The organism is Streptomyces sp. F63, from assembly GCF_018070345.1.
Taxonomy (GTDB): domain Bacteria; phylum Actinomycetota; class Actinomycetes; order Streptomycetales; family Streptomycetaceae; genus Streptomyces.
Genome location: NZ_JAGPXX010000003.1, coordinates 246,795 through 271,502, shown reverse-complemented (window position 1 = coordinate 271,502; position 24,708 = coordinate 246,795). Strand labels below are relative to the sequence as shown.

24 protein-coding genes and 1 pseudogene are annotated in these 24,708 nt (G+C 72.5%); 18 read left to right on the top strand and 7 right to left on the bottom strand.

The features are described 5' to 3' along the window. Positions 1–1,143 carry a PadR family transcriptional regulator gene (locus KBZ10_RS05255; RefSeq protein ID WP_210986292.1) on the top strand — a complete coding sequence of 381 codons (1,143 nt, stop codon included), beginning with the start codon at positions 1–3 and terminating at the stop codon, positions 1,141–1,143. A gap of 145 nt (positions 1,144–1,288) precedes the next feature. Here the strand turns inward: KBZ10_RS05255 and KBZ10_RS05250 are convergent, their stop codons facing one another. Further along, positions 1,289–2,251, bottom strand: coding sequence for a zinc-binding dehydrogenase (locus KBZ10_RS05250; RefSeq protein ID WP_210986291.1), 963 nt, complete (start codon positions 2,249–2,251; stop codon positions 1,289–1,291). A gap of 420 nt (positions 2,252–2,671) precedes the next feature. Beyond that, positions 2,672–3,889 (bottom strand): NADP-dependent malic enzyme, encoded by a 1,218-nt coding sequence (locus KBZ10_RS05245; RefSeq protein ID WP_210986290.1) that lies wholly within the window; start codon positions 3,887–3,889, stop codon positions 2,672–2,674. Between the two features lie 523 nt (positions 3,890–4,412). Here KBZ10_RS05245 and KBZ10_RS05240 point away from each other — a divergent pair. From KBZ10_RS05240 to KBZ10_RS30240, 4 genes and pseudogenes are all read left to right on the top strand, one after another. Further along, positions 4,413–5,360 (top strand): ABC transporter substrate-binding protein, encoded by a 948-nt coding sequence (locus KBZ10_RS05240; protein WP_210986289.1) that lies wholly within the window; start codon positions 4,413–4,415, stop codon positions 5,358–5,360. 41 nt (positions 5,361–5,401) lie between these two features. Continuing rightward, positions 5,402–6,397 (top strand): amino acid ABC transporter permease, encoded by a 996-nt coding sequence (locus tag KBZ10_RS05235; RefSeq protein ID WP_374223308.1) that lies wholly within the window; start codon positions 5,402–5,404, stop codon positions 6,395–6,397. Next, entirely contained in the window at positions 6,394–7,173 is a 780-nt protein-coding gene (locus KBZ10_RS05230) for an amino acid ABC transporter ATP-binding protein (protein WP_019710105.1), read from the top strand. Before KBZ10_RS05235 ends, KBZ10_RS05230 begins: the two co-directional genes overlap by 4 nt. Before the next feature lie 17 nt (positions 7,174–7,190). Further along, a pseudogene (locus KBZ10_RS30240) lies at positions 7,191–8,027 on the top strand (ABATE domain-containing protein); the annotation flags it as partial. A 44-nt stretch (positions 8,028–8,071) separates the two neighbouring features. Here KBZ10_RS30240 and sodX read toward each other — a convergent pair. After that, complete coding sequence (sodX, locus tag KBZ10_RS29155) at positions 8,072–8,587, bottom strand: nickel-type superoxide dismutase maturation protease (protein WP_282107774.1); 516 nt, start codon at positions 8,585–8,587, stop codon at positions 8,072–8,074. A gap of 141 nt (positions 8,588–8,728) precedes the next feature. Between sodX and sodN the strand changes: the two genes are divergently transcribed. Beyond that, positions 8,729–9,124: a superoxide dismutase, Ni gene (gene sodN, locus KBZ10_RS05220; RefSeq protein ID WP_030545080.1), complete on the top strand. Its 396-nt coding sequence runs from the start codon at positions 8,729–8,731 to the stop codon at positions 9,122–9,124. Between the two features lie 160 nt (positions 9,125–9,284). Here the strand turns inward: sodN and KBZ10_RS05215 are convergent, their stop codons facing one another. Then, complete coding sequence (locus KBZ10_RS05215) at positions 9,285–9,923, bottom strand: N-acetyltransferase (RefSeq protein WP_210986441.1); 639 nt, start codon at positions 9,921–9,923, stop codon at positions 9,285–9,287. Between the two features lie 411 nt (positions 9,924–10,334). Here KBZ10_RS05215 and KBZ10_RS05210 point away from each other — a divergent pair, with 411 nt between their 5' ends. The 6 genes from KBZ10_RS05210 (at position 10,335) to KBZ10_RS05185 (ending at position 14,987) form a co-directional block, all read left to right on the top strand. Next, positions 10,335–10,673, top strand: a complete 339-nt coding sequence (locus KBZ10_RS05210; RefSeq protein ID WP_210986287.1) for an STAS domain-containing protein — start codon at positions 10,335–10,337, stop codon at positions 10,671–10,673. Between the two features lie 158 nt (positions 10,674–10,831). Next, complete coding sequence (locus tag KBZ10_RS05205) at positions 10,832–11,770, top strand: beta-ketoacyl-ACP synthase III (RefSeq protein WP_210986286.1); 939 nt, start codon at positions 10,832–10,834, stop codon at positions 11,768–11,770. Between the two features lie 200 nt (positions 11,771–11,970). Beyond that, positions 11,971–12,204, top strand: a complete 234-nt coding sequence (locus KBZ10_RS05200; RefSeq protein WP_210986285.1) for a hypothetical protein — start codon at positions 11,971–11,973, stop codon at positions 12,202–12,204. Between the two features lie 174 nt (positions 12,205–12,378). Continuing rightward, positions 12,379–13,302, top strand: coding sequence for a 1-aminocyclopropane-1-carboxylate deaminase/D-cysteine desulfhydrase (locus tag KBZ10_RS05195; protein WP_210986284.1), 924 nt, complete (start codon positions 12,379–12,381; stop codon positions 13,300–13,302). 312 nt (positions 13,303–13,614) lie between these two features. Further along, positions 13,615–14,028 carry an anti-sigma regulatory factor gene (locus tag KBZ10_RS05190; RefSeq protein ID WP_019710113.1) on the top strand — a complete coding sequence of 138 codons (414 nt, stop codon included), beginning with the start codon at positions 13,615–13,617 and terminating at the stop codon, positions 14,026–14,028. Next, a complete protein-coding gene (locus tag KBZ10_RS05185) occupies positions 13,917–14,987 on the top strand; it encodes an RNA polymerase sigma factor SigF (RefSeq protein ID WP_374223311.1) in 1,071 nt (356 codons plus the stop codon). Before KBZ10_RS05190 ends, KBZ10_RS05185 begins: the two co-directional genes overlap by 112 nt. Positions 14,988–15,092: 105 nt before the next feature. On the opposite strand, the gene KBZ10_RS05180 is transcribed toward KBZ10_RS05185, so the two are convergent. After that, positions 15,093–15,560 carry a hypothetical protein gene (locus tag KBZ10_RS05180; RefSeq protein WP_210986440.1) on the bottom strand — a complete coding sequence of 156 codons (468 nt, stop codon included), beginning with the start codon at positions 15,558–15,560 and terminating at the stop codon, positions 15,093–15,095. 63 nt (positions 15,561–15,623) lie between these two features. Here KBZ10_RS05180 and KBZ10_RS05175 point away from each other — a divergent pair, with 63 nt between their 5' ends. Next, complete coding sequence (locus KBZ10_RS05175; RefSeq protein WP_210986282.1) at positions 15,624–16,592, top strand: diacylglycerol kinase family protein; 969 nt, start codon at positions 15,624–15,626, stop codon at positions 16,590–16,592. A 320-nt stretch (positions 16,593–16,912) separates the two neighbouring features. Then, on the top strand, positions 16,913–17,170 hold the full coding sequence (locus KBZ10_RS05170; RefSeq protein ID WP_003983230.1) for a WhiB family transcriptional regulator: 258 nt from the start codon (positions 16,913–16,915) through the stop codon (positions 17,168–17,170). 210 nt (positions 17,171–17,380) lie between these two features. Here the strand turns inward: KBZ10_RS05170 and KBZ10_RS05165 are convergent, their stop codons facing one another. Together KBZ10_RS05165 and KBZ10_RS05160 are read right to left on the bottom strand one after the other, a co-directional pair. After that, positions 17,381–18,904: a PAS domain-containing sensor histidine kinase gene (locus KBZ10_RS05165; protein ID WP_210986281.1), complete on the bottom strand. Its 1,524-nt coding sequence runs from the start codon at positions 18,902–18,904 to the stop codon at positions 17,381–17,383. Positions 18,905–19,216: 312 nt separating this feature from the next. Continuing rightward, positions 19,217–20,287, bottom strand: a complete 1,071-nt coding sequence (locus tag KBZ10_RS05160; protein WP_210986280.1) for an SIS domain-containing protein — start codon at positions 20,285–20,287, stop codon at positions 19,217–19,219. 320 nt (positions 20,288–20,607) lie between these two features. Here KBZ10_RS05160 and KBZ10_RS05155 point away from each other — a divergent pair, with 320 nt between their 5' ends. The 4 genes from KBZ10_RS05155 to KBZ10_RS05140 all read left to right on the top strand — a co-directional run bounded on the left by KBZ10_RS05155 (position 20,608) and on the right by KBZ10_RS05140 (position 24,626). Further along, positions 20,608–21,378: a GntR family transcriptional regulator gene (locus tag KBZ10_RS05155; RefSeq protein ID WP_210986439.1), complete on the top strand. Its 771-nt coding sequence runs from the start codon at positions 20,608–20,610 to the stop codon at positions 21,376–21,378. Positions 21,379–21,598: 220 nt separating this feature from the next. Next, positions 21,599–23,803: a carbon starvation CstA family protein gene (locus tag KBZ10_RS05150; protein ID WP_210986279.1), complete on the top strand. Its 2,205-nt coding sequence runs from the start codon at positions 21,599–21,601 to the stop codon at positions 23,801–23,803. Positions 23,804–23,805: 2 nt separating this feature from the next. Continuing rightward, positions 23,806–24,006, top strand: coding sequence for a YbdD/YjiX family protein (locus KBZ10_RS05145; protein WP_374223310.1), 201 nt, complete (start codon positions 23,806–23,808; stop codon positions 24,004–24,006). Between the two features lie 104 nt (positions 24,007–24,110). After that, positions 24,111–24,626 (top strand): GNAT family N-acetyltransferase, encoded by a 516-nt coding sequence (locus KBZ10_RS05140; protein ID WP_210986277.1) that lies wholly within the window; start codon positions 24,111–24,113, stop codon positions 24,624–24,626. Positions 24,627–24,708 lie beyond the last annotated feature (82 nt).

Sequence of the window (24,708 nt, the reverse complement as noted above, 5' to 3'; positions counted from 1 at the left end):
ATGCCCCCCGTCTTCGCCCACGGCCGGCTCCGCCTCTACCTGCTCAAGCTGCTGGACGAGGCACCGCGCCACGGCTACGAGGTGATCCGGCTCCTGGAGGAGCGCTTCCAGGGCCTCTACGCACCGTCCGCCGGCACGGTCTACCCGCGCCTCGCCAAGCTGGAGAGCGAGGGCCTCGTCAGCCACGCCACCGAGGGCGGCCGCAAGGTCTACACCCTCACCGAGGCCGGACGGGACGAACTCATCGCGCGCCAGGCCGAGTTGGCGGATCTGGAGCGCGAGATCCGGGAGTCCGTGGCGGTCCTGGCCGCCGAGATCCGCGAGGACGTCCGGGGCTCGGCCAGTGAGCTGCGCCGGGAGATGCGCGCGGCGGCCGAGCGGGCCCGCACGGCCCGCACCTCCGGCACCCCCCGCGCGCACCGCGGCGAGTACGGCAGCGGCCCCGCGGAGCCCGGCGGCCCCGGCGACGGGGGCGCCCGGCGACGGGCGCAGGAGGAAACCCGCCGTGCCAAGGAACGGCAGGCGCACCGCGCCGCCCAGGAGAGCCGCCGCGCCGGGCAGCGGGCCCGGCGGGCCGGCGGACCGGCCCGGGACGCCCAGGACGCCGTCGTGGAGGAGATCCAGCGGCTCGCCCGCCGCCTCCAGGACCAGACGCAGGAGCACATCCGCACCGGCGACTGGCAGCGCGCGGTGCGGGAGGGCTTCGCGGAGATCACCCGCGAGGTCAACCGCTTCTCGGGCGGCCCCGGCGGCCGCGCCGACACCGGCACGGAGGCCGGGACGGACGCGGGGACGGACGCGGGGACGGACGCGGGGACGGACGCGGACAGCGGCACGGGCCACGGCGCCGGAACGGACCCCGGAACGGAGCGGGGGGCGTTCACGGACGGCGGCGCGGCCACGGACACCCGTACCGGCACCGCGCCCGGCGCCGCCCCGCCGGAGCCCGAGTGGGCACGGGAAACCCCGGAGCCCTCCGGGGACCCCGTGCGCGACCTGGAGCGGCTGCTGGACCGCTTCCGCGACGACATCCGCGACGCGGCCCGCGACCACGGCGTGACGGAGGAACAGCTCCGGGAGGCCCGCCGCCACCTCTCCACGGCGGCCGCCCGCATCGGGGTCGTCCTGCGTCCCGGCCCCTGAACGCCGCCCGCGGACCGGCCCCGGCGGCCCCGCCGGTGCGAAGAACAGCGGACGGGGCCGGCCCGGTGCGGGAGCGGGACACCCGCGGCCCGGTGCGGGAGCGGGCCACCTGCTCCGGGGAGCCGGGACGGCACCCGCGCGGGTGTCACACGGTGAGCACGATCTTGCCGAAGAGGTCGCCGCCCGCCATCTTCTCGAAGCCCTCCCGCGCCCGGTCCAGCGGCAGCACGGAGTCGATCACGGGCCGCACGCCCGCGCCGGCGCAGAAGGCGAGCAGGTCCTCCAGCTCGTCCTTGCTGCCCATCGTGGAGCCGACGACCTTGAGCTCCAGGAAGAAGATCCGGTTCAGCTCGGCGCTCTTCGGGTTCGGCCCGCTGGTCGCGCCGGAGATCACCAGAGTGCCGCCCGGCTTCAGCGACTTGACGGAGTGCGACCAGGTGGCGGCGCCCACCGTCTCCATCACCGCATCCACCCGCTCCGGCAGCCGCGCGCCGGGCTCGTACGCCTCGTGGGCGCCCAGCTCCACAGCCCGCCGCCGCTTGGCCTCGTCCCGGCTGGTGGCGTACACCCGCAGCCCGGCCGCCCGGCCGAGGACGATCGCGGCCGTGGCCACACCGCCGCCCGCGCCCTGCACGAGGACGGAGTCACCGGGGCGGACACCGGCGTTGGTGAAGAGCATCCGGTACGCGGTCAGCCAGGCGGTCGGCAGACAGGCCGCCTCCTCGAAGCTGAGCTCCTTCGGCTTGGGCAGCACGTTCCAGGCGGGAACGGTGACCTGCTCGGCGAAGGTGCCCTGGTAGCGCTCGGTGAGGATGGAGCGCGGCTCCTTGGGGCCCACCCCGTGGCCGCTCTGGCCGATCACGGAGTGGATCACCACCTCGTTGCCGTCCTCGTCGGTCCCGGCCGCGTCACAGCCGAGGATCATGGGGAGCGCTTCCTCACCGAGGCCGACACCGCGCAGGGACCACAGGTCGTGGTGGTTGAGCGAGGCGGCCCTCACGTTGACGGTCGTCCATCCGGAACGGGCCGTGGGCGCGGGGCGCTCACCCACTTCCAGTCCGTTGAGCGGCTGGTCACGGTCGATACGAGCTGCGTAGGCGGCGAACATGATCCGACCCTAGATCGCCGGGACGAGCCCACGGAACCACGCACGGGTGTGACGCGCGCCGCGTGCCCCCGAGCGGCGGCCCTTCCCCGCGGGCCCGTCGGCCCCCGGGCCTCCCCGCCACCCCGCGCCGAGGACCCCCGGCCCCCCGGCTCCCGGGCCCGGCGCCTCCCCGTTGCCCCCGCGCCCCCTGCGCAAGGGGACGGACGGGCAGAAGAGGGGCATCGGCGGCAGGGCCGTACGCGCGGCCGCGCGCGGCACGGAGAGGCCGGCCCCGTGGAGAACGTCCGCGGACCCACCGGTGTCGTGGCACCACCCCCGAGGCGGCACCACGGCACAGAGGTCCGGGCGCACGGCACGGCACGCCCCGGCGGACCGGGGCCGGGGCAGCGGCCGGGAGAGCCGGCCGGCCCCGGACGGGGCTCAGCGCCGGGCGACGCCCTCGGCCCGCGCCGCCGCGGCCACCGCCGCCGTCACCGCGGGGGCGACCCGCTCGTCGAACGGCGAGGGGATCACGCAGTCGGCGCTGAGCTCGTCCGCGACCACCGAGGCCAGCGCCTCGGCCGCCGCGAGCTTCATGCCCTCGGTGATCCGCGTGGCCCGCACCTGGAGGGCGCCGGAGAAGATCCCGGGGAAGGCCAGCACGTTGTTGATCTGGTTCGGGTAGTCGGAGCGCCCGGTGGCCACCACGGCCGCGTACTTGTGCGCGACGTCCGGGTGGATCTCCGGGTCCGGGTTGGCCATGGCGAAGATCATGGCGTTCGCGGCCATCTTGGAGACCGCCGTCTCCGCCACGGTGCCGCCGGAGACCCCGATGAAGACGTCCGCGCCGTCGAGCGCGGACCCCAGCGAACCGCTCAGCCCGGCCTTGTTGGTGAAGCCGGCCACGTCCCGCTTGACGTCGGTCAGGTCGTCCCGGTCCGCCGACACGATGCCCTTGCGGTCGCAGACCGCCACATCGCCGATCCCCGCCTCGATGAGGATCTTCGCGATGGCGACACCCGCGGCGCCGGCGCCGGAGATGACCGCCCGCAGCTCGCCGAGCGACCGGCCGGTGAGCCGCGCGGCGTTGCGCAGGGCGGCGAGGGTGACGATGGCCGTGCCGTGCTGGTCGTCGTGGAAGACGGGGATGTCGAGGCGCTCCTGGAGCCTGCGCTCCACCTCGAAGCAGCGGGGTGCGGAGATGTCCTCCAGGTTGATCCCGCCGAAGGAGGGGGCCATCCGGGCGACGGTGTCGACGAGCTCGTCCACGTCCCGGCAGTCCAGGGCGATGGGCACCGCGTCCACGCCGCCGAACTGCTTGAAGAGGATCGCCTTGCCCTCCATCACGGGCAGCGACGCCTCCGGGCCGATGTCACCGAGTCCGAGAACCGCGCTGCCGTCGGTGACGACCGCCACGACCTGCGACTTCCAGGTGTAGTCGTACACCAGCTCCGGCTGCTCGGCGATGGCGCTGCACACCTTGGCGACGCCGGGCGTGTAGGCGAGGGACAGATCGTCCCGGTCGCGCACGGGCACGGTCGCCTGCACGGCCATCTTGCCGCCGCGGTGCAGGGCGAAGGCCGGATCGAAGGGCTCTTCGCCCTCCGTGTCGCTGTCGCTGTCGCTGTCGCTGCGAGGATTCACGATCTCCGCTGCCACTGTTCTGACCCCTTCATTCTGAAAAGTGTTGAGGGTTGCCGCGCCGGGTTGAGGCGCGAGCGGGCACCGTGTCCGCGGCCCCGGACGGCGGTTGGCCGTCCCGCGGCCGCAGCCGCGCGCGGGGGGAGTTACGGACACCGGGCGCGCCGCACACGCGCCCTGAGCCCCGGGTGAGGGGTGTAAGGGTCTTTTCTACCGGACGAGCGGTTGCTCATACGAGTGACTTCCCTTGCATCTGGGCTCGGCGCGATGCGTCGTCAAGCCCGGATCAAGCCGTTCACCAGCGCTTTTACCGGCCAGGGGTGGGAAACCGTGATGCCGGTCTCGTTCGGCGCACGACGGCGGCGTGTTCGGCCGTGTTCGCTCCGTACGCAAAGGGGATTGCCCGTTATCCGATTTTGACACGACCGCTGACTGTGCGGCTCCGTCCGGATGGCAAGATGCCCTAATCAGCCAGGGTCGCACCGCTCGCAGGAGTGTGTCCGGCCGCAGTTCCATCCCTCACGCGCAGGAGGATCCCACCATGACCGCTTCCCTCACCCGCCGCTCGGCCGCCCGCAGGTCACGGACAGCAGCCGTCGGCGCGATAGCGGTCGCGGGCGCCCTGCTGCTCACCGCCTGCGGCGACCAGACCGACGGCGCGGACGGCGGCGACAAGAAGGCCAAGGGATCCGACGCCCCGCTCTTCGACAAGCTCCCCAAGGAGATCCAGGACAAGGGCGTCATCAAGGTCGGCTCGGACATCGCCTACGCGCCGGTCGAGTTCTACGACGACAAGGACCAGGTCGCGGGGATCGACCCGGACCTCGCCGAGGCGCTCGGCAAGCAGCTCGGCGTCGAGTTCAAGTTCGAGAACGGCACCTTCGACGGCCTGATCACCGGCCTCAACTCGGGCCGCCACGACATCATCATGTCGGCGATGACGGACAACAAGGAGCGCCAGGAGGGCAAGGACGGCGACAAGAAGGTCGGCGACGGCGCCGACTTCGTCGACTACTTCCGGGCCGGCTCCTCCATCCTCGTCAAGAAGGGCAACCCGGAGGGCATCAAGTCCCTGGACGACCTCTGCGGCGAGACCGTGGCCCTCCAGCGCGGCACCGCCAACGAGGACCTGGCCAAGGCGCAGAGCAAGAAGTGCGACAAGCCGATCAAGATCCTTCCCTTCGAGAAGGACACCGAGGCGCTGCTCCAGGTCAAGCAGGGCCGCGCCGTCGCGGACATCAACGACTTCCCGGTGGCCGCGTACAACGCCAAGACCTCCGGCGGCGGCAAGGACTTCGAGGTCGTCGGCGAGCAGATCGACGCCGCCCCGTACGGCATCGCCGTGAACAAGAAGAACACCGAGCTGCGCGACGCGATCAAGGCCGCCGTCGACGCCGTCATCAAGAACGGCGAGTACCAGAAGGTCCTGGAGAAGTGGGAAGTCACCAACGGCGCGGTGGACGAGGCGACCGTCAACGGCGGCAAGTGAGCCTCCGGACCAGCACAGCTCCCCAGTAAAGGTAATTCCCCGTGTCAGAACCCCATGACAAGGGGCCGGGCCCGGCGGTGTCGATATCCAAGGACGACACCGCCGGCTCCGGCTCCGGCCCGGCCACCGCCGGTTCCCCGGTCCCGCCCCAGGCCGTCAAGGCCATCCCCGTACGCCACTACGGCCGCTGGATCAGCGCCGCGATCGTGCTGGGTCTGCTCGTCCTGCTCGGCCTCGCGTTCGCGAACGCCGAGATCCACTGGCCCACGGTCCCGGACTACCTCACCTACCGGACCATCATGTCCGGCGCCTGGAACACCCTGAAGATCACCGTGCTGGCGATGCTCCTCGGCGTCGTGCTCGGCACTCTCCTCGCGGTGATGCGCCTGTCGAAGAACCCCGTGATGTCCTCCGTCGCCTGGGGCTACATCTGGTTCTTCCGCGGCACGCCCGTCCTGGTCCAGCTCCTGCTCTGGTACAACCTCGCGCTGGTCTTCCCGCTGCTGAACCTCGGCTTCTACCGCGACGAGATGAACGACGTCATGACGCCGTTCCTCGCCGCGCTGCTGGGCCTGGGCCTCAACGAGGCCGCCTACATGGCCGAGATCAGCCGCGCGGGCATCCAGTCGGTGGACGAGGGCCAGACCGAGGCGGCCCACGCCCTCGGCATGACCGGCCCCCGCACCATGCGGCGGATCGTGCTGCCGCAGGCCATGCGCGTGATCATCCCGCCGACCGGCAACGAGTTCATCAACATGCTCAAGACCTCGTCGCTGGCGTTCGCCATCCAGTACCCGGAGCTGCTCAAGGAGGCCAGCACCATCTACTCCCGCAACCTCGCGGTGATGGAGCTGCTGCTCGTCGCCACCCTCTGGTACCTGGCCCTGACCACGGTCTTCAGCATCGGCCAGTACTACCTGGAGCGGTACTTCCAGCGCGGGTCGACCCGCAGCCTGCCGCCCACGCCGCTGCAGAAGATCAGGAAGAACCTGGGCTCCTTCCGCACTCCGAGCCGGGTGGGGGGTACCACCGTATGAGCACCGCCGTGAGCAAGCACCCGATGGTCAAGGCCGAGCAGGTGCACAAGTCCTTCGGGCACACCCACGTCCTCAAGGGCATCGACCTGGAGGTGGCGCCGCGCGAGGTCTTCTGCCTCGTCGGCCCGTCCGGCTCCGGCAAGTCCACCTTCCTGCGCTGCATCAACCACCTGGAGCAGATCAACGCGGGCCGCCTCTACGTCGACGGCCGGCTGGTCGGCTACCGCCAGAAGGGCGACAAGCTCTACGAGCTCAAGGAGCGCGAGGTCGCCGCCCAGCGCCGCGACATCGGCATGGTCTTCCAGCGCTTCAACCTCTTTCCGCACATGACGGCGCTGGAGAACGTCATGGAGGCGCCCGTCCAGGTCAAGCGGGAGTCCAAGGCGGTCGCCCGCGAGCGGGCGCGCAAGCTCCTCGACCGGGTCGGCCTGGGCGACAAGACGGGCAACTACCCCTCCCAGCTCTCCGGCGGCCAGCAGCAGCGGGTGGCGATCGCCCGGGCGCTCGCCATGGAGCCCAAGCTGATGCTCTTCGACGAGCCCACCTCGGCGCTCGACCCGGAGCTGGTCGGCGAGGTCCTCGACGTCATGCGGGGACTGGCCGAGGAGGGCATGACGATGGTCGTCGTCACCCATGAGATGGGCTTCGCCCGCGAGGTGGGTGACTCGATCGTCTTCATGGACGACGGTGTGGTGGTGGAGTCCGGCAACCCGCGCGACGTCCTGACCAACCCGCAGCACGAGCGCACCAAGTCCTTCCTCTCCAAGGTGCTCTGAGCAGGGGCTCCAGGGGAGTGCGGACAGCGGACGGAGGCGGTACGGGCGAGAAGGCCGTACCGCCTCCGGGCGTCTCCGGCCGGCTGCCCCGGCCATGCCCCGCCCTCACCGCCGCCCGCGATCCGGGAAGGCGCCGTGACCGCCGGAGCGCGCGGGTCCGTGATACTTCCCGTACCCCGTACCCCGTACCCCGTACCCCGGACCGACCGGCCACGGCCGCGGAGCAGCGGCCCCCGTCACGGCCGCCCGCAGGGCCGCGGCGGGGACGGGGCCGAGCCCGGCCGCCGCGGGGGCACCGCGCCGCCGGCGCACCGGCCCCCGCCCGTCCAGCCCACCCGATCCGCCTCCAACCGTTAGGGAACCCCGTGGAACTGGCCTCCTACTCGGATTTCGCGGTGCGCCTGGTCAACACCGAGGAACCGGGCCGCGGCACGGACGGGCTCACCTCCGTCGAGGCGGTCCGCGCGCTGCTCGGCCCCGGCCGCCAGACGGCGCGCCGCGCGAACGAGGCGGACGTCACCCGGCTGAGGTCGGTGCGGGCCCGGTTCCGCGCGGTCTTCGAGGCGGCGGACGCGGGGGACGAGGCGCTGGCGGTGGGCCTCCTCAACGCCCTGCTGATGGAGTTCCCCGTCAGCCCGCAGATCTCCGGGCACGCCCCGCGCGGCGCGGACGGCCGTCCCGACTGGCATCTGCACATCGCCGACCACGCGGCCAATGCCACCGCCGACTACACCGCCACGGCCTCCGTGGGCCTGGCGTTCCACCTCACCGAGCACGGCGCCGACCGGCTGGGCCTCTGCCGGGCCGCTCCCTGCCGCAACGCCTATCTGGACACCTCGACCAACCGCTCCCGGCGGTACTGCTCGGACCGCTGCGCGACCCGCGCGAACGTGGCCGCCTACCGGGCCCGCAAACGCCTGGAGAGTGCGCGTACGGGCCCCGGGGCCGGCCGCCGCCCGGACGGCACCGGCCGCACCGCCGAGGCCGTCCACGACAGCAGCGCGGCCGCCGACCGCTGAGCCCGCACCATGCGCGGCGGACGCAGCCGCAAGCGGGCCCGCGCCAGCACGAGTCCGTCGGGAACCACGCCGAACTCGCGGCTGTCGCTCTCCGCGGCCGGATTGTCCCCGAGCACCCACCAGCCGCCCCCGCGCCGCTCCGCCGCCCGCTTCACGATGAGCAGGTCCTGCTGCATCGGATGGCGCAGCACCACCACGTCCCCCGGCCGCACCGGCGCCCCGTACCGGACGACCAGCCGGTCTCCCGGCCGCAGAGCCGGCAGCATCGACGGGCCGACGACCTCGGCGAGCCCGTACGGGAGCAGCGGCCGGTGCTCCCCGGCGTCCGACGGGCACGGCGCCGGCCCCGGCTCGCACCCGTGTTCGTATCCCCGCCGCCGACCGGCATCGGGCATCCGGCACCTCCCGGTCCGTTCCTCCGCGAGTTGCGCCCTCACTCGGACTTTTGTCCCAAGCCCGCTGGGGCACTCGCCACATGGCCATCTTCACGGAGTAATGTCCCACCTGAGAAGACGATCACGAGGAAGGACAGCTACATGCTCTCCCGCCTGTTCGCCCCGACGGTCAAGGTCAGCGCCCACTGCGACCTGCCCTGCGGCGTGTACGACCCGGCCCAGGCCCGCGTCGAGGCCGAGTCCGTCAAGGCCATCCAGGAGAAGTACCAGGCCAACGACGACCCCCACTACCGCACCCGCGCCACCGTCATCAAGGAGGAGCGCGCGGAGCTGGCCAAGCACCACATCTCCGTGCTGTGGAGCGACTACTTCAAGCCGCCGCACTTCGAGAAGTACCCGCAGCTGCACCAGCTGGTGAACGACGCCCTCAAGGCCGCGAGCGCCGCCAAGGCCTCGACCGACCCGGCGACCGGCCAGAAGCTGCTCGACCTCATCGCCGAGATCGACAAGATCTTCTGGGAGACCAAGAAGGCCTGACCGCCGGGGGCGCCGGTCCGCGGGTGTCCGGCCGCCCGGTTCTCCCGTCCGCACCCGGTCCGCGGTGCGCCGAACACGGCGCCCCCGCGGACCGGGTGCGGTGCTTTCCGCCCGTCCGGGGCGGCGGAGAGCCGCGGCCGTCCGCCGGGCCCCGCCCGGCTCAGCCCCGCGGCTCGCGCCACATGGGCCACATCGGCGGGCCGTCCGGCAGATCGACGGTCCGACCGGTGAAGACGAAGCCCTCGCGCTCGTACAGCGAACGGCTGCGGGCGCTGCTGGCCTCCAGATAGGCGGGCAGGCCCGCGCTGTCGCAGTGGCGCAGCGCGGGCTCCAGGAGCGCGCTGCCGATCCCCTGCCCCTGCCGGCCGGGGTCGACCCCGATGAGCATCAGGTAGCGGTGCTCCCGGTGCCGGGGGTGCACCCGGGCGGTGAGCCGGCCGACCATCTCCGTCCGCTCGTTGCCCGGGTCGCTCACCGCGCGCATCAGGGCCGCGGCCTGCTCGTCCTCGGCGATCGCGGCCGGGACGTCCGCCTCGGCCACGGCCGGGACGGACAGCCAGAGGGCGGCCGCGGAGCCGTCCTCGGTGACCTCCACGGAGCCCTCCTCCAGGGCGGCGTCGAGGAAGACGCCGAAGAAGGCGGGGTGGAGCGCGCGCCGCTGCTCCGCCTCCGGGAAGACCCAGCTGCTGACCGGATCGTTCATGAACGCCTCGCCCAGGAGCGAGGCGACCCAGGTGCGGTCGTCCGCTCCGGCGCGGCGTATGCCCGGGGTCGGTGCGGCGGTGGGGATCAGTGACATCTTCTGCTGCCTCCAGAGTCCGGTGGCAGTCACGGTAGGACCTCGGGCGCAACCGCTCCAGGCTGCCCCGGGGCGATACGGGCGATACGCGGGAAGCGCCGGGTCCCCGTCAACGGCAAGTGCGGAAATTCACCTATACGGATGCACTTCCCGGGGCGAAGACCGTTTCTTCAGTTTCACCCTCCCACGCTGTGCCGCTACGGTGACGGTACGTCACCCCTTGCCCCGGGCCGCACGGACCCCGGTTGCCCGATCGGCGGTTTCCGTACGACCGGGGCCGGCCCGCCGGACCGGGGACGCAGCGCCCGCCGCCCGAGGAGACCGCACAGCCACACGCGGAGGACCGGGCGGCAGGACCCCGCGCACGGCCCGGAAGAGGAGAGTCAGCTGACCCCGCAGCCCAGCCGGCACATGGCCACCTACCGCACGGGCGGCTGCACGGTCGTGGAACTCCGCGGCGAGATGGACATCGCCGCGGCCCTCGACACCGCACCGCACCTCGACCGGGCCACCGCCGCCGCCGAGCCCCGGCTCGTGATCGACCTCGGCCCGGTCACCTTCCTCGACGCCTCCGGTCTGCGGCTGCTGTGCCGCGTCCACCGCCGCGTCCACGCCCAGGGCGGGCGCCTCGCTCTCGTCTGCGACCGGCCCGGGATTCTGCGCATCCTGGGCCTGACCGGCCTCGACCACCGTTTCCGCCCCGTTCCCACGCTGGCCGAGGCCCTGCGCCGGCACGGCGTCTCCGCCTGAGTGACGGCCCCGCTGGCGGATCACGCCAGTTCTGCGCCCGGATCCTTGGTCGAACGCGTACCCGGTCGCCGCGTCCGCGCCCCCAGGATGGTGGGGCGGTGCCCACCGCACCCGGCACCGGCACCCGACCGGCGCCGGCGGATGACGAAGGGACACCCATGACGGGTTCGCGCGTCCTGGCCCTCGGCCACTACCAGCCCGCCACCGTGCTGACCAACGACGATCTCGCGGCCATGGTCGACACGGACGACGCGTGGATCCGCAGCCGGGTCGGCATCCGCACCCGCCACGTGGCGCGTCCCGACGAGACCGTGGACCACATGGCCGCCGCCGCGGCCGCCAAGGCGCTGGCGGGCTCCGGCCTGCCGGCCTCGGAGGTGGACCTGGTCCTCGTCGCCACCTGCACGGCCGTCGACCGCAGCCCCAACACGGCCGCCCGCGTCGCCGCCCGGCTCGGCCTCCCCTCCCCCGCCACCATGGACCTCAACGTGGTCTGCGCGGGCTTCACCCACGCCCTGGCCGCCGCGGACCACGCGGTGCGGGCCGGCGCGGCCCGTACCGCGCTCGTCATCGGAGCCGAGAAGTTCACCGATGTGACCGACTGGACGGACCGCTCCACCTGCGTGCTGACCGGCGACGGCGCCGGTGCCGCGGTGGTGGCCGCCGCGGCGGAGCCCGGCATCGGTCCGGTCGTCTGGGGATCCGTCCCCGAGATGGGCGGCGCCGTGCGCATCGAGGGCACCCCGAGCCGCTTCGCGCAGGAGGGGCAGGCCGTCTACCGCTGGGCCACCACCCAGCTGCCGCCGATCGCGCGCCGGGTGTGCGAGCGCGCCGGAGTGCGGCCCGAGGACCTGGCGGCGGTGGTGCCGCACCAGGCGAACCTGCGGATCATTGAGCCGCTCGCCCGGAGGCTGGGAGCGGTCAACGCCGTGATCGCCAAGGACGTCGTGGACTCCGGCAACACCTCGGCGGCAAGCATCCCGCTGGCCCTGTCCAAGCTGGTGGAGCGCGGGGAGATCGAACAGGGCGCCCCGGTCCTGCTCTTCGGCTTCGGCGGCAACCTCTCGTACGCGGGGCAGGTCATCCACTGCCCCTAAGGGTGTTGCACAAGGTCGTGAGCAGGTCATCTCCTGTGTAGGGGTGGGGGATTCAGGGCCGCGACAGGCCCAGGGGCGGCGGATCCTGACTCCGCCGTACGGGTGACGAGGGGAACCCCCCGCCCGGCCCCCGCGTTGACGGGGCGAGGGCCGGCGCACCAGCCCGGCCGCCCCACCGCACCGATCGCAGGAGGCAGCACATGGCAGGGTTCCTGGACCGCGCCAAGGAGCAGGCACAGCGCGGGCTCACACAGGGCAAGCAGAAGCTCGACGAGGTGCAGACCCAGCGCGCCGGGGCCGACCTGCTGAAGAAACTCGGTGCGGCGTACTACGCCGAGCAGCGCCGCGGCGGCTCCCCGGAGGCCACCCGCCGGGCCATGGAGGCGCTGGAGCAGCACATCGCGACGCACGGCGACGGCGTCCTCCGCGGCTGAGCCCGCGCGGCCCGTCCCCCGGCCCGGGGGCGCGAACGCCCGCGCCGCGAAGACCCCGGAGCCCGCACGCCCGCGCCGGGAACGCCCCGCGGGCGCCGCCGGGACCGGGCGCCGCGAACCCGGCCGCCGCCCCCGCCTGCGCGTCCCCCCGGGGCGCCGGGCCACAATGGTCCGGTGTCCGTCCCCACCCCCGGTGCTCCCGGTGTCCCGTCCGGGCCCGGCGCCCTGCGGCCCCGGCTGCCCTCACCCCTGCGCCCGGCCGGGGACGAGCGTTTCGCGCGCCACGGCGTACGGCTGCTGCTCAAGCGGGACGACCTCATCCATCCCGAGCTGCCCGGCAACAAGTGGCGCAAGCTCGCCCCGAATCTGCGCGCCGCCGCCGAGCACGGCCACACCACTCTGCTCACCTTCGGCGGCGCCTACTCCCACCATCTGCGGGCCACCGCCGCGGCCGGCCGGCTGCTGGGGCTAGCCACCATCGGTGTCGTCCGCGGGGACGAGCTGGCGGACCGCCCGCTGAACCCGTCCCTGGAGCGCTGCGCCGCCGACGGGATGCGGCTGGTCTTCCTCGACCGGGCCGGCTACCGGCGCAAGACCGCTCCGGAGTTCGTCGCGGACCTCCGGGAGCGGTTCGGCCCCTTCCATCTCGTGCCGGAGGGCGGCAGCAACGCCCTCGCCGTGCACGGCTGCACCGCCCTCGGCCGCGAACTGCGGGGCCGGGCCGACGTGGTGGCGGTGCCCTGCGGCACCGGCGGCACCCTCGCGGGACTGGCCGCGGGACTGGCGCCCGGCCAGCGGGCGCTGGGCTTCGCGGCGCTGAAGGGCGGCTTTCTGGACCGGGAGGTGGAGCGCCTCCAGCACGACGCGTTCGGCGGGCGCCGGGGCGACTGGCGGGTGGAGCACCGCTTCCACGGCGGCGGCTACGCGAAGGTGCCGCCGCAACTCCGGGCGTTCGCAGAGGACTTCTCCGCCCGGCACGGGGTTATCCTGGAGTCACTGTACGTCGCCAAGATGCTGTACGGACTGTTGTCGCTGACCGAAGAGGGCGCGTTCCCCCGGGGCACGACGCTCGCCGCCGTTCTCACCGGAGCGGGCTGACCAGTGGCGACGTCCGCCCCCGCCTCCACCGGGTGAATTCGGGGCCGGATTCCCGGAATTGGAACCGCCACACCCCTAGCCACTGTCCGTAGAGACATGCCTACAATGAGTGACGTTCACCGGATCGCGGGCTCCGACCGGCCGTGGGAGGGCGGCCCCGCTGTGCCCTGCGCCTCTCGCACAGGCGACACCGGCCCACAGATCACGATAGCGTCGCAGGCGAACCATGTGCTGCGCCGGTTCCGCCCTCGCGCGAAGCGCGCGGTCCGGCGCTCGTATCAGCTCGAAGAGCTTGTCACCTTGGAGGTGAGGGTGTCCCACATCGCAGGTGAGCCCGGGAACCAGGACTTCGTGGAAGTCCGGCTGCCCGCCGCGGGTGCCTATCTTTCCGTGCTGCGGACGGCCACGGCGGGCCTCGCCGCCCGACTGGACTTCACCCTCGACGAGATCGAGGATCTGCGCATCGCGGTCGACGAGGCCTGCGCGATCCTGCTGCAGCAGGCGGTGCCGGGTTCCGTGCTCAGCTGCGTCTTCCGCCTGGTCGGGGATTCGCTGAGGGTCACCGTCTCGGCCCCGACGACCGACGGCCGCGCCCCGGAGCGCGACACCTTCGCCTGGACGGTGCTCTCCGCGCTCGCCGGCGAGGTGGACTCCACGGTCGCCGAGGACCGCACGGTGAGCATCGGCCTGCACAAGAAGCGCGGCGCGGGTCCCGGTCAGCCGTGACGGAGGGAGCGGGTGGGCCGGTGCAGGACGAGAGGCGCTCGGCGGGGGCGGTGCCCAGGGCGGCCATCCCCGAGCAACAGGCAGAGCGGGCGGACCACATGGACCAGCATCAGCACGAGCAGCGGCAGGAGCCCCGGGAGGAACAGGGCCGGGGCGGGCACCCGGGGCGCGAGCACGAATACGCCCACGGGGAGCAGCCCGATCCGCACGACCGCAGCGGTGCCCGGGCGCTCTTCGTCGAGCTGCGCGGCCTGCCCGAGGGCTCGCCGCAGCGCGCCGAGCTCCGCGACCACCTGGTGCGGATGCACCTGCCGCTGGTGGAGCATCTGGCCCGGCGGTTCCGCAACCGCGGCGAGCCGCTGGACGACCTGACCCAGGTCGCCACCATCGGCCTCATCAAATCGGTGGACCGCTTCGATCCCGACCGGGGCGTGGAGTTCTCCACCTACGCCACCCCGACGGTCGTGGGCGAGATCAAGCGGCACTTCCGCGACAAGGGCTGGGCGGTGCGGGTTCCGCGCCGGCTCCAGGAACTGCGGCTGTCGCTGACGACGGCCACCGCCGAGCTGTCCCAGCGGCACGGCCGCTCCCCCACCGTCCACGAACTGGCCGTCCAGATCGGCATCTCCGAGGAGGAGGTGCTGGAGGGCCTGGAGTCCGCCAACGCGTACAGCACCCTCTCGCTGGACGTCCCGGACACCGACGAGGAGTCGCCGGCCGTCGCCGACACCCTGGGCGCCGAGGACGACGCCCTGGAAGGCGTGGAGTACCGCGAGTCGCTCAAGCCCCTGCTGGAGGAGCTGCCGCCGCGGGAGAAGAAGATCCTGCTGCTGCGCTTCTTCGGCAATATGACGCAGTCGCAGATCGCGCAGGAGGTCGGCATCTCGCAGATGCACGTCTCCCGGCTGCTCGCCCGCACCCTGGCCCAGCTGCGGGACAAGCTCCTCGTCGAGGAGTGACCGGAGCGGACGGGTCCCCGCGCGGTGCGGGCGGGGCATTCCCCGCCGGGCCCCAGGACGGCGGGCCCGGGCGGCGGCCCGGGGCGAGAGCGTCTCCCCGCGCCGTCACACCTCGTTCCGCGGGCCGATGCCCAGCGCCTCGGTGGCCGTCGGATTGACCAGCAGCACGAGTACGGTGACGGCCACCGCGGCCAGCGCCGCCCCCGCGGCGGTCATCGCGCCGCCGGTGCCCACCAGCGTCCAGGCGACCGGCACGGCCATCAGCTGGGTGATCACGGCCGGCCCGCGGCTCCAGCGCCGCCGCAGCAGCAGCCCGCGGGCCGCGACGAGGGGCAGGGCGGCCAGCGCCAGCAGGGTCAGCCCTCCCGTCTCGGCCTGCTGCGGGCTCGCCGGATCGCCGACCAGCCCCATCAGGAGCAGATAGGCCCCGAAGCCGGCGAGCACCGCGCCCTCGGCGGCGCACAGGGCGGCTGCGGCGGAGAGCCGGGCCGGGCGGGGGCCGGCGGGAGGGGTTGCGTCAGTGGACGGTCGCTGCTCGCTGCTCACCTCAGCAGCGTATCGGCCGTCCTCCATCGGTCCGGTGCGGGTCACCGTGCGGGCTGTGCCGCATACCGGCAGGTAGGTAATGTGCACGGCATGCGCGCCCTCCTCGTGGTCAACCCGGCGGCCACCACCACCAGCGCCCGCACGCGGGATGTCCTGATCCACGCCCTGGCCAGTGATCTCAAACTGGAGGTGGCGGCCACGGAGCGCCGAGGACATGCCCGCGACCTCGCCCGGCGGGCGGCCGAGAGCGGCGAGGTGGAACTGGTCGTGGCGCTCGGCGGCGACGGCACCGTCAACGAGGTCGTGAACGGCTTGCTGCACCACGGTCCGGACCCGGATGCGCTGCCCCGCCTCGCCGTTGTCCCGGGTGGTTCCACCAATGTGTTCGCCCGCGCTCTGGGCCTTCCCAATGACGCCGTGGAAGCGACCGGTGCATTGCTGGACGCATTGCGTGACGGAAACGAACGGACGGTCGGCCTGGGCCTCGCCTCGGGAACTCCCGGAACGGTGGACGAGGCGGTTCCGGCGCGCTGGTTCACTTTCACCGCGGGCTTCGGATTCGACGCCGGAGTCGTCGGCCGAGTCGAACAGCAGCGCGAGAGAGGCCGGCGCTCGACACACGCTCTGTATGTGCGCCAGGTGCTCCGCCAGTTCTTCGGCGACCCGCACCGGGGCCGCGGCACGATTACGTTCGAACGCCCGGGGCACACGCCCGTACGGGAGTTGGTGCTGTCGGTCGTCTGCAATACCGCTCCCTGGACCTACCTGGGCAATCGTCCGGTCTACGCCGCCCCCGGGGCGACGTTCGACACCGCGCTGGACGTGCTCGGACTGAGCAGTCTCTCCGCTGCCGCGGTGGCGCGTTACGGGACCCAGCTGCTCCTGTCCTCGCCCGAGCGGGGCCCGCACGGCAAGCACGCTCTGTCACTGCACGACCTGACGGACTTCACCTTGCATTCGCAGGTGAAACTGCCGTTCCAGATGGACGGTGACCACCTGGGACTGCGTTCCAGCGTGACGTTCACAGGCGTACGGCGTGCACTGCGTGTGATTGTGTGAGCGGAACCGCAGAAAGTCCTTTCACTCGAACGTTTAGGCCATCTTCCACCCCCTGGAAGTGAGGCTGTGACCGAGGCGACACCAAGGAATCAAAAAAAACTTTCCGGAAGGGGTTGTATCCGCAGCCGAGGTTTGCGAGTCTCTTCGTGGCGATCGGGACGGCCTCGCACACGGCCCCCTTGAGAGCCCGAACCCCCCTCCTCAATCCCGCTGGGACCGCACCAGGGAACTGGTCGTCGGCCCCTTCTGTCGCGGGGGGATTCGTGAAAGCGTTCACATTCACAAGCACTCAGCAAGTATCACAAGGAGATGGAGCAGCCATGGACTGGCGTCACCGCGCCGTTTGCCGCGAGGAAGACCCCGAGCTCTTCTTCCCCATCGGCAACACCGGTCCTGCGCTGCTGCAGATCGAGGAAGCCAAGGCCGTCTGCCGTCGCTGCCCCGTCATGGAGCAGTGCCTGCAGTGGGCGCTGGAGTCCGGCCAGGACTCCGGCGTGTGGGGTGGCCTCAGCGAGGACGAGCGCCGCGCGATGAAGCGCCGTGCCGCCCGCAACCGGGCGCGCAACGCGAGCGCCTGACCCCCCTGCACCCGGGCGGAGCGTGTTCCCGATGACACCACGTCATCCCAGCGGGTACGCACCACCCGCCCCCCGAGTCGCAGCGCGCAGTACCCGTTGCACATAGAGCTTTGAGCCCCGGCCGGATCCCGGCCGGGGCTCAGTGCCGTCCGGATGCCGCCGCCCCGGTCCGCAGCCCGGCGCCGTGCCGTCCGGTGGGTCCCGGTCCGCTCACAGCCGGCCCGGCAGCGGAAGACTCCGCCGCTCGGCTCCCTCGGGCCGCACCGGAATGTCCAGCAGGGCCCTCGTACCGCCCTCCGGCACCGGCCGCAGGTCGAAGGTGCCGCCCAACTCGCCCTCGACCAGCGTCCGGACGATCTGCAGACCCAGGTTGCCGGTGCGGCGGAGGTCGAAGTCCGCCGGAAGGCCCGCGCCGTCGTCCTGGACCGTGACCAGCAGCCGCGGATCGGCCCGGCCGCCGCCGCGCACCGCCGACACCTCGACCGTGCCCTGCTGCTTGCCCCGGTCCCCCGGAGCCCCCGGCGGGAAGCCGTGCTCCAGGGCGTTCTGCACCACTTCGGTCAGCACCATCGACAGCGGAGTGGCGACGTCCGCGTCGAGTATCCCGAACCGGCCGGTGCGGCGGCAGACCACCCGGCCCGGGGAGATCTCGGCCACCATGGCCAGCACCCGGTCGGCGATCTCGTCGAACTCGACCCGCTCGTCGAGGTTCTGGGAGAGGGTCTCGTGGACGATGGCGATCGAGCCGACCCGGCGTACGGCCTCCCCGAGGGCCTCCCGACCCTGGTCGGAGTCCATGCGGCGGGCCTGGAGCCGCAGCAGCGCCGCCACCGTCTGCAGATTGTTCTTCACCCGGTGGTGGATCTCCCGGATGGTCGCGTCCTTGGTGAGCAACTCCCGCTCCCGGCGGCGCAGTTCGGTCACGTCGCGGAGGAGCACCAGGGAACCGATCCGGGTGCCCTTGGGCTTCAGCGGGATGGACCGCAGCTGAATGACCCCCTGGTCGCTCTCCACCTCGAAGTCGCGCGGCGCCCAGCCGCTCGCGAGCTTGGCCACCGCCTCGTCCACCGGGCCTCGCGCGGGCGCCAGTTCGGCCGTGGCCCGGCCCAGATGGAGGCCGACCAGGTCGGCGGCCAGGCCCAGCCGGTGGTAGGCCGAGAGGGCGTTGGGGCTGGCGTACTGGACGATGCCGTCGGCGTCGAGCCGGATCAGGCCGTCGCCCGCACGCGGTGAGACGTCCATGTCGCCCTGCTGGTCCTGGAAGGGGAAGGCGCCCGCGGCGATCATCTGGGCGAGGTCGGAGGCGCTCTGGAGGTAGGTGAGCTCCAGCCGGCTGGGCGTGCGGACGGTCAGCAGGTTGGTGTTGCGCGCGATCACCCCCAGGACCCGCCCCTCCCGGCGGACGGGGATGGACTCGACCCGGACGGGGACCTCCTCGCGCCACTCGGGATCGCCCTCCCGCACGATGCGGCCCTCGTCGAGGGCGGCGTCCAGCATCGGGCGGCGGCCCCGGGGAACCAAATGCCCGACCATGTCGTTCTGGTAGGACGTGGGCCCGGTATTGGGCCTCATCTGGGCGACGGACACATAGCGGGTCCCGTCCCGGGTGGGCACCCACAGCACCAGGTCGGCGAAGGAGAGGTCGGAGAGCAGCTGCCACTCCGACACCAGGAGATGGAGCCACTCCAGGTCGGAGTCACCGAGCGCGGTGTGCTGGCGTACGAGGTCGTTCATGGACGGCACAGTCGCGAGCCTACCCGGGCGGGCTCCGGACCTGCGGGCTTGGACAGCCGGCGGAGGTCCGGGCCAAGATGGACCGGCGGGGATGAACGAACAGAGCCTCTGCCCTCCCCGCACAGGAGGGCGGAAACGAGACCCGGGGCGCTCACTGCCCTGACCGCGTCCGGGTCTCCGGTCGGCCGGGAACGGCCGCGGGGGACCGCACACCCCGTGGAACCACCGGCCGGTACAGCTCCGGGCTGCGGTGCCGGACAGGTTGAGGGTCCTGTCCCGGCGCCGCGGCCCGCGGGTCTTTCCAGGGCTTCCTCACCGGGTCTCGGTGACCTTCGCCAGCGCGCGGGGCGCGTCCGGGTCCTGCCCGCGGGCGATGGTCACCTCATGGGCGAGCATCTGCAGGGGCAGGATCTCCAGCACCGGCTGCACCTCCTCCGCGAGGTGCGCGGTCGGCAGGGCGAAGCCCGCGGAAGCCGCCTCCACCTGCTCACGGCTGCCGATCACGACGAGATCGGCGCCCCGGTCCCGGAGCCGGTCCAGCACCGGCCGCAGGGCCTCGCCGCCCCGGCCCTCGGGCACGATCGCGATCACCGGCGAGACGTTGTCGACCATGGCGAGCGGGCCGTGCAGCAGATCCGCGCCGGAGTAGGAGAGGGCGGGGATGTAGCTGGTCTCCATGAGCTTGAGGGCGGCCTCCTTGGCGGTCGGATAGCCGTAGCCGCGGGAGGTGAGGACCATGCGTTCGGCGAAGCGGTAGCGGCCGGCCAGCGTACGGACCTCCGGAGCCCGGTCCAGGACCTGCCGGGCCAGCTCCGGCAGCGCCCCGGCCGCCGCGCCGTCCCCGCCGGCCAGGCCCTCGGTGAAGAGGTAGAGGGCCAGCAGTTCGGCGGTGTACGTCTTCGTCGCCGGCAGGGCCTTCTCGGACCCCGCGAGGATGTCGATGTGGAACTCCGCCACCGCCGCGAGCGGGGAGGCGGGATTGTTGGTCACCGCCACGGTGACCGCGCCGCCCGCGCGGGCGGCTTCGGTGGAGGCGACCAGATCGGGTGAGCCGCCCGACTGGCTGACGGCGATCACCAGGACGTCCGTGAGGTCGGGCCGGGCCCCGTAGGCCGTGGTCGTGGACATCGAGGTGAGCCCGCAGGGCATGCCCCGGCGGATCTCCAGCAGGTACTTGGCGTAGAGGGCCGCGTTGTCGGAGGTGCCGCGGGCGGTCAGCAGCGCGAACCGCGGCCCGCGGGCGGCGACCCGGCGGGCGGTCTCGCGGATGGCGGCCGCGCCCTCGCCGAGGATCCGGGCGAGCACGGCGGGCTGTTCGGCGATCTCGCCGGCCATGATGCGGCCCGGCTGTTCGCCGTACCGGAGCGGCTGCGTGGCGGACATGCGGGGTGCCTCCCGTAGCTCTGGGACCACCGGAGGTGCCGTACGCGGCGTTCCGCGGCGGCCGCTCCGGGCGGGGCCGGACGCGATCAGGGTACCCTCGTTTGGTTTAGACCAATACACCCGGGGGTCCCGCTCTCCCGCCCGGAACCCCGCGCGGATCCCAGGGTGTATAAGGAGGGCTGTCGGCCCCGGCGACCGGGACCGGCAGCTTCCGGCCGCACAGGGGCAGCGCACCATGCACGCCGGACCGTGCCACGATGTGAGCCCTACGTACGGAGGAGCCGGTGACGGCAGCAGGCCAGGAGTCGGGAAGGCTGACGATGGAGACCGACGGGGGCGCCGAGAACGGCCCGAACGGCACGGCGGGCGCCGGGCGCGCCCCACGAGTGCCGAAGTACTACCGGCTCAAGCGCCACTTGCTGGAGATGACCGAGACCCTCCCCCCGGGAAGCCCGGTCCCGCCCGAGCGGACGCTCGCCACCGAGTTCGACACCTCGCGCACCACCGTGCGCCAGGCCCTCCAGGAACTCGTCGTCGAGGGCCGGCTGGAACGCATCCAGGGGAAGGGCACCTTCGTCGCCAAGCCCAAGGTCTCGCAGGCCCTGCAGCTCACCTCGTACACCGAGGACATGCGGGCCCAGGGCCTGGAGCCGGCTTCGCAGCTCCTCGACCTCGGCTACGTCACCGCGGACGACCGGCTCGCCGGGCTGCTCGACATCGCCACCGGGGACCGGGTGCTGCGGATCGAACGGCTCCGGCTGGCGAGCGGCGAGCCGATGGCCATCGAGACCACGCATCTGTCGGCCAGGCGCTTCCCCGCGCTCCGCCGCAGCCTGGCGAAGTACACGTCCCTCTACACCGCGCTGGCCGAGGTCTACGGAGTGCGCCCGGCCGAGGCCGAGGAGACGATCGAGACCTCGCTCGCCAGCCCCCGCGAAGCGGGCCTGCTGGGGACGGACGTCGGGCTGCCGATGCTGATGCTCTCCCGGCACTCCTTCGACGCGAAGGGGGCTCCGGTGGAGTGGGTCCGCTCGGTCTACCGCGGGGACCGTTACAAGTTCGTCGCCCGCCTCCAGCGTCCCAAAGCCTGAGCAGCCGGGGCCCGCGCGCGCCGCGGGCCCGGGTTCGCCGGAGTTTCCGGAGGTGGGGACAGCGCGGCGGAGGGTAATGGTCCATTCCACCTACCGGACTATGGTTTCCACAATGTGTCCGTACCGGTATGCAGGCGTAGTGAACATCGGCCGCGTGCTGCCTTAGATTTCCCTGCGCGTTACGCAGGAGATCCTTCCCGGAAAAAACGGAGACCCTCCCATGCCCGAGTCAGAATCGGCAGCCCCACCCACCGCGAAGCGCGGGATGACCCCCAAGTCGATCGCGATCTGGGCTGCCGTGGCCCTCGTCGGCGCGGCAGGCTGGGCCGTACTCGCCCTCTCGCGCGGCGAGGAGGTGTCGGCCGCCTGGATGGTCGCCGCCGCCCTCGGTTCCTATGCCATCGCCTACCGCTTCTACTCCCGGTTCATCGCCAACCGCGTACTGAAGGCCGACAAGAGCCGGGCCACCCCGGCGGAGCGGCTCGACAACGGTGTTGACTTCCACCCCACCGACCGGCGCGTGCTGCTCGGTCACCACTTCGCCGCCATCGCCGGCGCCGGCCCGCTGGTCGGACCCGTGCTGGCCGCGCAGATGGGATACCTCCCCGGCACCATCTGGATCATCGTCGGCGTGATCTTCGCCGGCGCGGTCCAGGACATGGTGACGCTCTTCTTCTCCATGCGCCGGGACGGCAAGTCGCTGGGGCAGATGGCCCGTGAGGAGATCGGCCCGGTCGGCGGCGTCGCGGCCCTCATCGCCATCTTCGCCATCATGATCATTCTGCTGGCGGTGCTGGCGCTCGTCGTCGTCAAGGCCCTGGCGCACTCGCCGTGGGGCACCTTCTCCATCGCGATGACGATCCCGATCGCCTTCTTCATGGGCTTCTACCTGCGGGTGCTGCGTCCGGGCCGGGTGACCGAGGTGTCGCTCATCGGTGTGGCGCTGCTGCTGCTCGCGATCGTCTCGGGCAGCTGGGTCGCCGACTCCTCCTGGGCGGAGACCTTCACCCTGCAGCCCGGCACCCTGGTGATCTGGCTGGTGGTCTACGGCTTCGTCGCCTCGATCCTGCCGGTGTGGATGCTGCTGGCCCCGCGTGACTATCTGTCGACCTTCATGAAGGTGGGCACGATCGCCCTGCTGGCCCTGGGCGTCGCCTTCGCCCTGCCGAACATGAAGATGGACGCGGTCACCGAGTTCGCGAGCTCGGGCGCCGGGCCGGTCTTCGCCGGCTCGCTCTTCCCCTTCGTCTTCATCACCATCGCCTGCGGCGCGCTCTCCGGCTTCCACGCCCTGGTCTCCTCGGGCACCACCCCGAAGCTGATCCAGAAGGAGACCCAGGTCCGCATGATCGGCTACGGCTCCATGCTGATGGAGTCCTTCGTGGCGATCATGGCGCTGGTGGCCGCCTCCATCATCGACCCCGGCCTCTACTTCGCGATGAACGCGCCGGCGGGCCTGATCGGCGACTCGGTGCAGTCCGCCTCCGAGGCGGTCGCCAGCCTCGGCTACACCATCTCCCCCAGCGATCTGGCCGCGGCCGCGGCCGGCGTGGAGGAGGAGTCCCTGCTGTCGCGGACCGGTGGCGCCCCGACGCTGGCCGTCGGTATGGCGGAGATCTTCTCCGCGGTCTTCGGCGGGGCCGGGATGAAGGCCTTCTGGTACCACTTCGCCATCATGTTCGAGGCGCTCTTCATCCTCACCACGGTGGACGCCGGTACCCGCGTCGGCCGGTTCATGCTCCAGGACATGCTGGGCAACGTCTACAAGCCCTTCCGGGACGTCAGCTGGAGGCCGGGTGCGTGGATCGCGAGCGCGGCCGTCGTCGGCGGCTGGGGCTACTTCCTCTGGGTCGGCGTCCACGACCCGCTGGGCGGCATCTACCAGCTCTTCCCGCTGTTCGGTATCGCCAACCAGCTGCTGGCGGCCGTCGCGCTGACCGTCGCCACCACGCTGCTCATCAAGTCCGGGCGCCTCAAGTGGGCCTGGGTCACGGCCGTTCCGCTGGCCTGGGACGTCGCGGTCACGTTCACCGCCAGCTACCAGAAGATCTTCTCGGACGACGCGAAGATCGGCTTCTTCAAGCAGCGTTCCGTCTACCAGGAAGCCATTGAGGACGGCAAGGTGCTGCCGCCCGCAAAGGACATGGGCGACATGCACACCGTCGTCACCAACGCGACGGTGGACGGCGTCCTTTCCATCCTCTTCCTCCTGCTCGTCATCGTGGTGCTCATCGACGCGGGGCGGGTATGCCTCAAGGCGATCCGCAATCCCGCGGCGACCAAGCTGGAGGAGGTCCCGTACGTGGAGTCGAAGCTCGTCGCTCCGGCCGGCCTGTGGACCACCAAGGAGGAGAAGGCCGAGCTCGTCACGGCCGGAGCCGGCACGGACGGCAAGGAGAGCACCGGCACGGGGAGTTCCTCATGACCATGAGCCCCGCGTTGAAGGAGAAGGCCGCCCGGATCCGCTTCCTCTGGCGGGAGGCCACCGGGGAGGCGACCTACGACCGGTACGTCGCCCACGCGCGGAAGTGTGATCCGCAGGCCCCGGTGCTGAGCCGCCGCGAGTTCGAACGGCAGCGCGTGGACGGCCGTGAGGCCGACCCCCGCGAGGGCTTCCGCTGCTGCTGACGCTCCCGGCCCGGCAGTACCACCCGATGGCCCCGGCCCCGCGCCGGGGCCATCGGCGTGCCCGGAAAGGGCCCGCTGTCACACCGGCACGGCAGACTGCCGGTATGGACCTCGTCATCCGCACCGCCCGGCCGGAGGAATACCGGACGCTGGGCGAACTGACCGCCCAGGCGTATCTCGGCGACGGACTGCTGGAGTACGGCGCCTCGGACCCGTACCTCGCAGAGCTCCGCGACGCCGCCCGGCGCGCCGCGCACACGGAACTCCTCGTGGCGGCCGACGCCGTGAGCGACGAGCCGGTCGGCTGCGTCGCCCATGTGACGCCCGGCAGCCCGTACGCGGAGCTGGCCGGCGCGGGGGAGAGCGAGTTCCGGATGCTGGCCGTGGCCGGCCCGGCCCGGGGCCGCGGCGCCGGCGAGGCGCTGGTCCGGGCCTGTCTCGACCGTGCCCGGCAGGCCGGTCTGGTCCGGGTCGTGCTCTCCAGCCATCCCCGGATGACGACGGCCCACCGGCTCTACCGGCGGCTGGGGTTCGTCCGGCTCCCGGAGCGGGACTGGGAGCCGCTGCCGGGGCTGCGGCTGCACGCCTTCGGCCGCGAGCTCCCCGGCCCCGGACTCTGAGCCCCTGGCCGTGCGCCCCGGACGCTGAGCCCCTGACCCGGTGCCCCGGCCCTGCTCCGATGGGCGCGGCAGCCCGCGGACG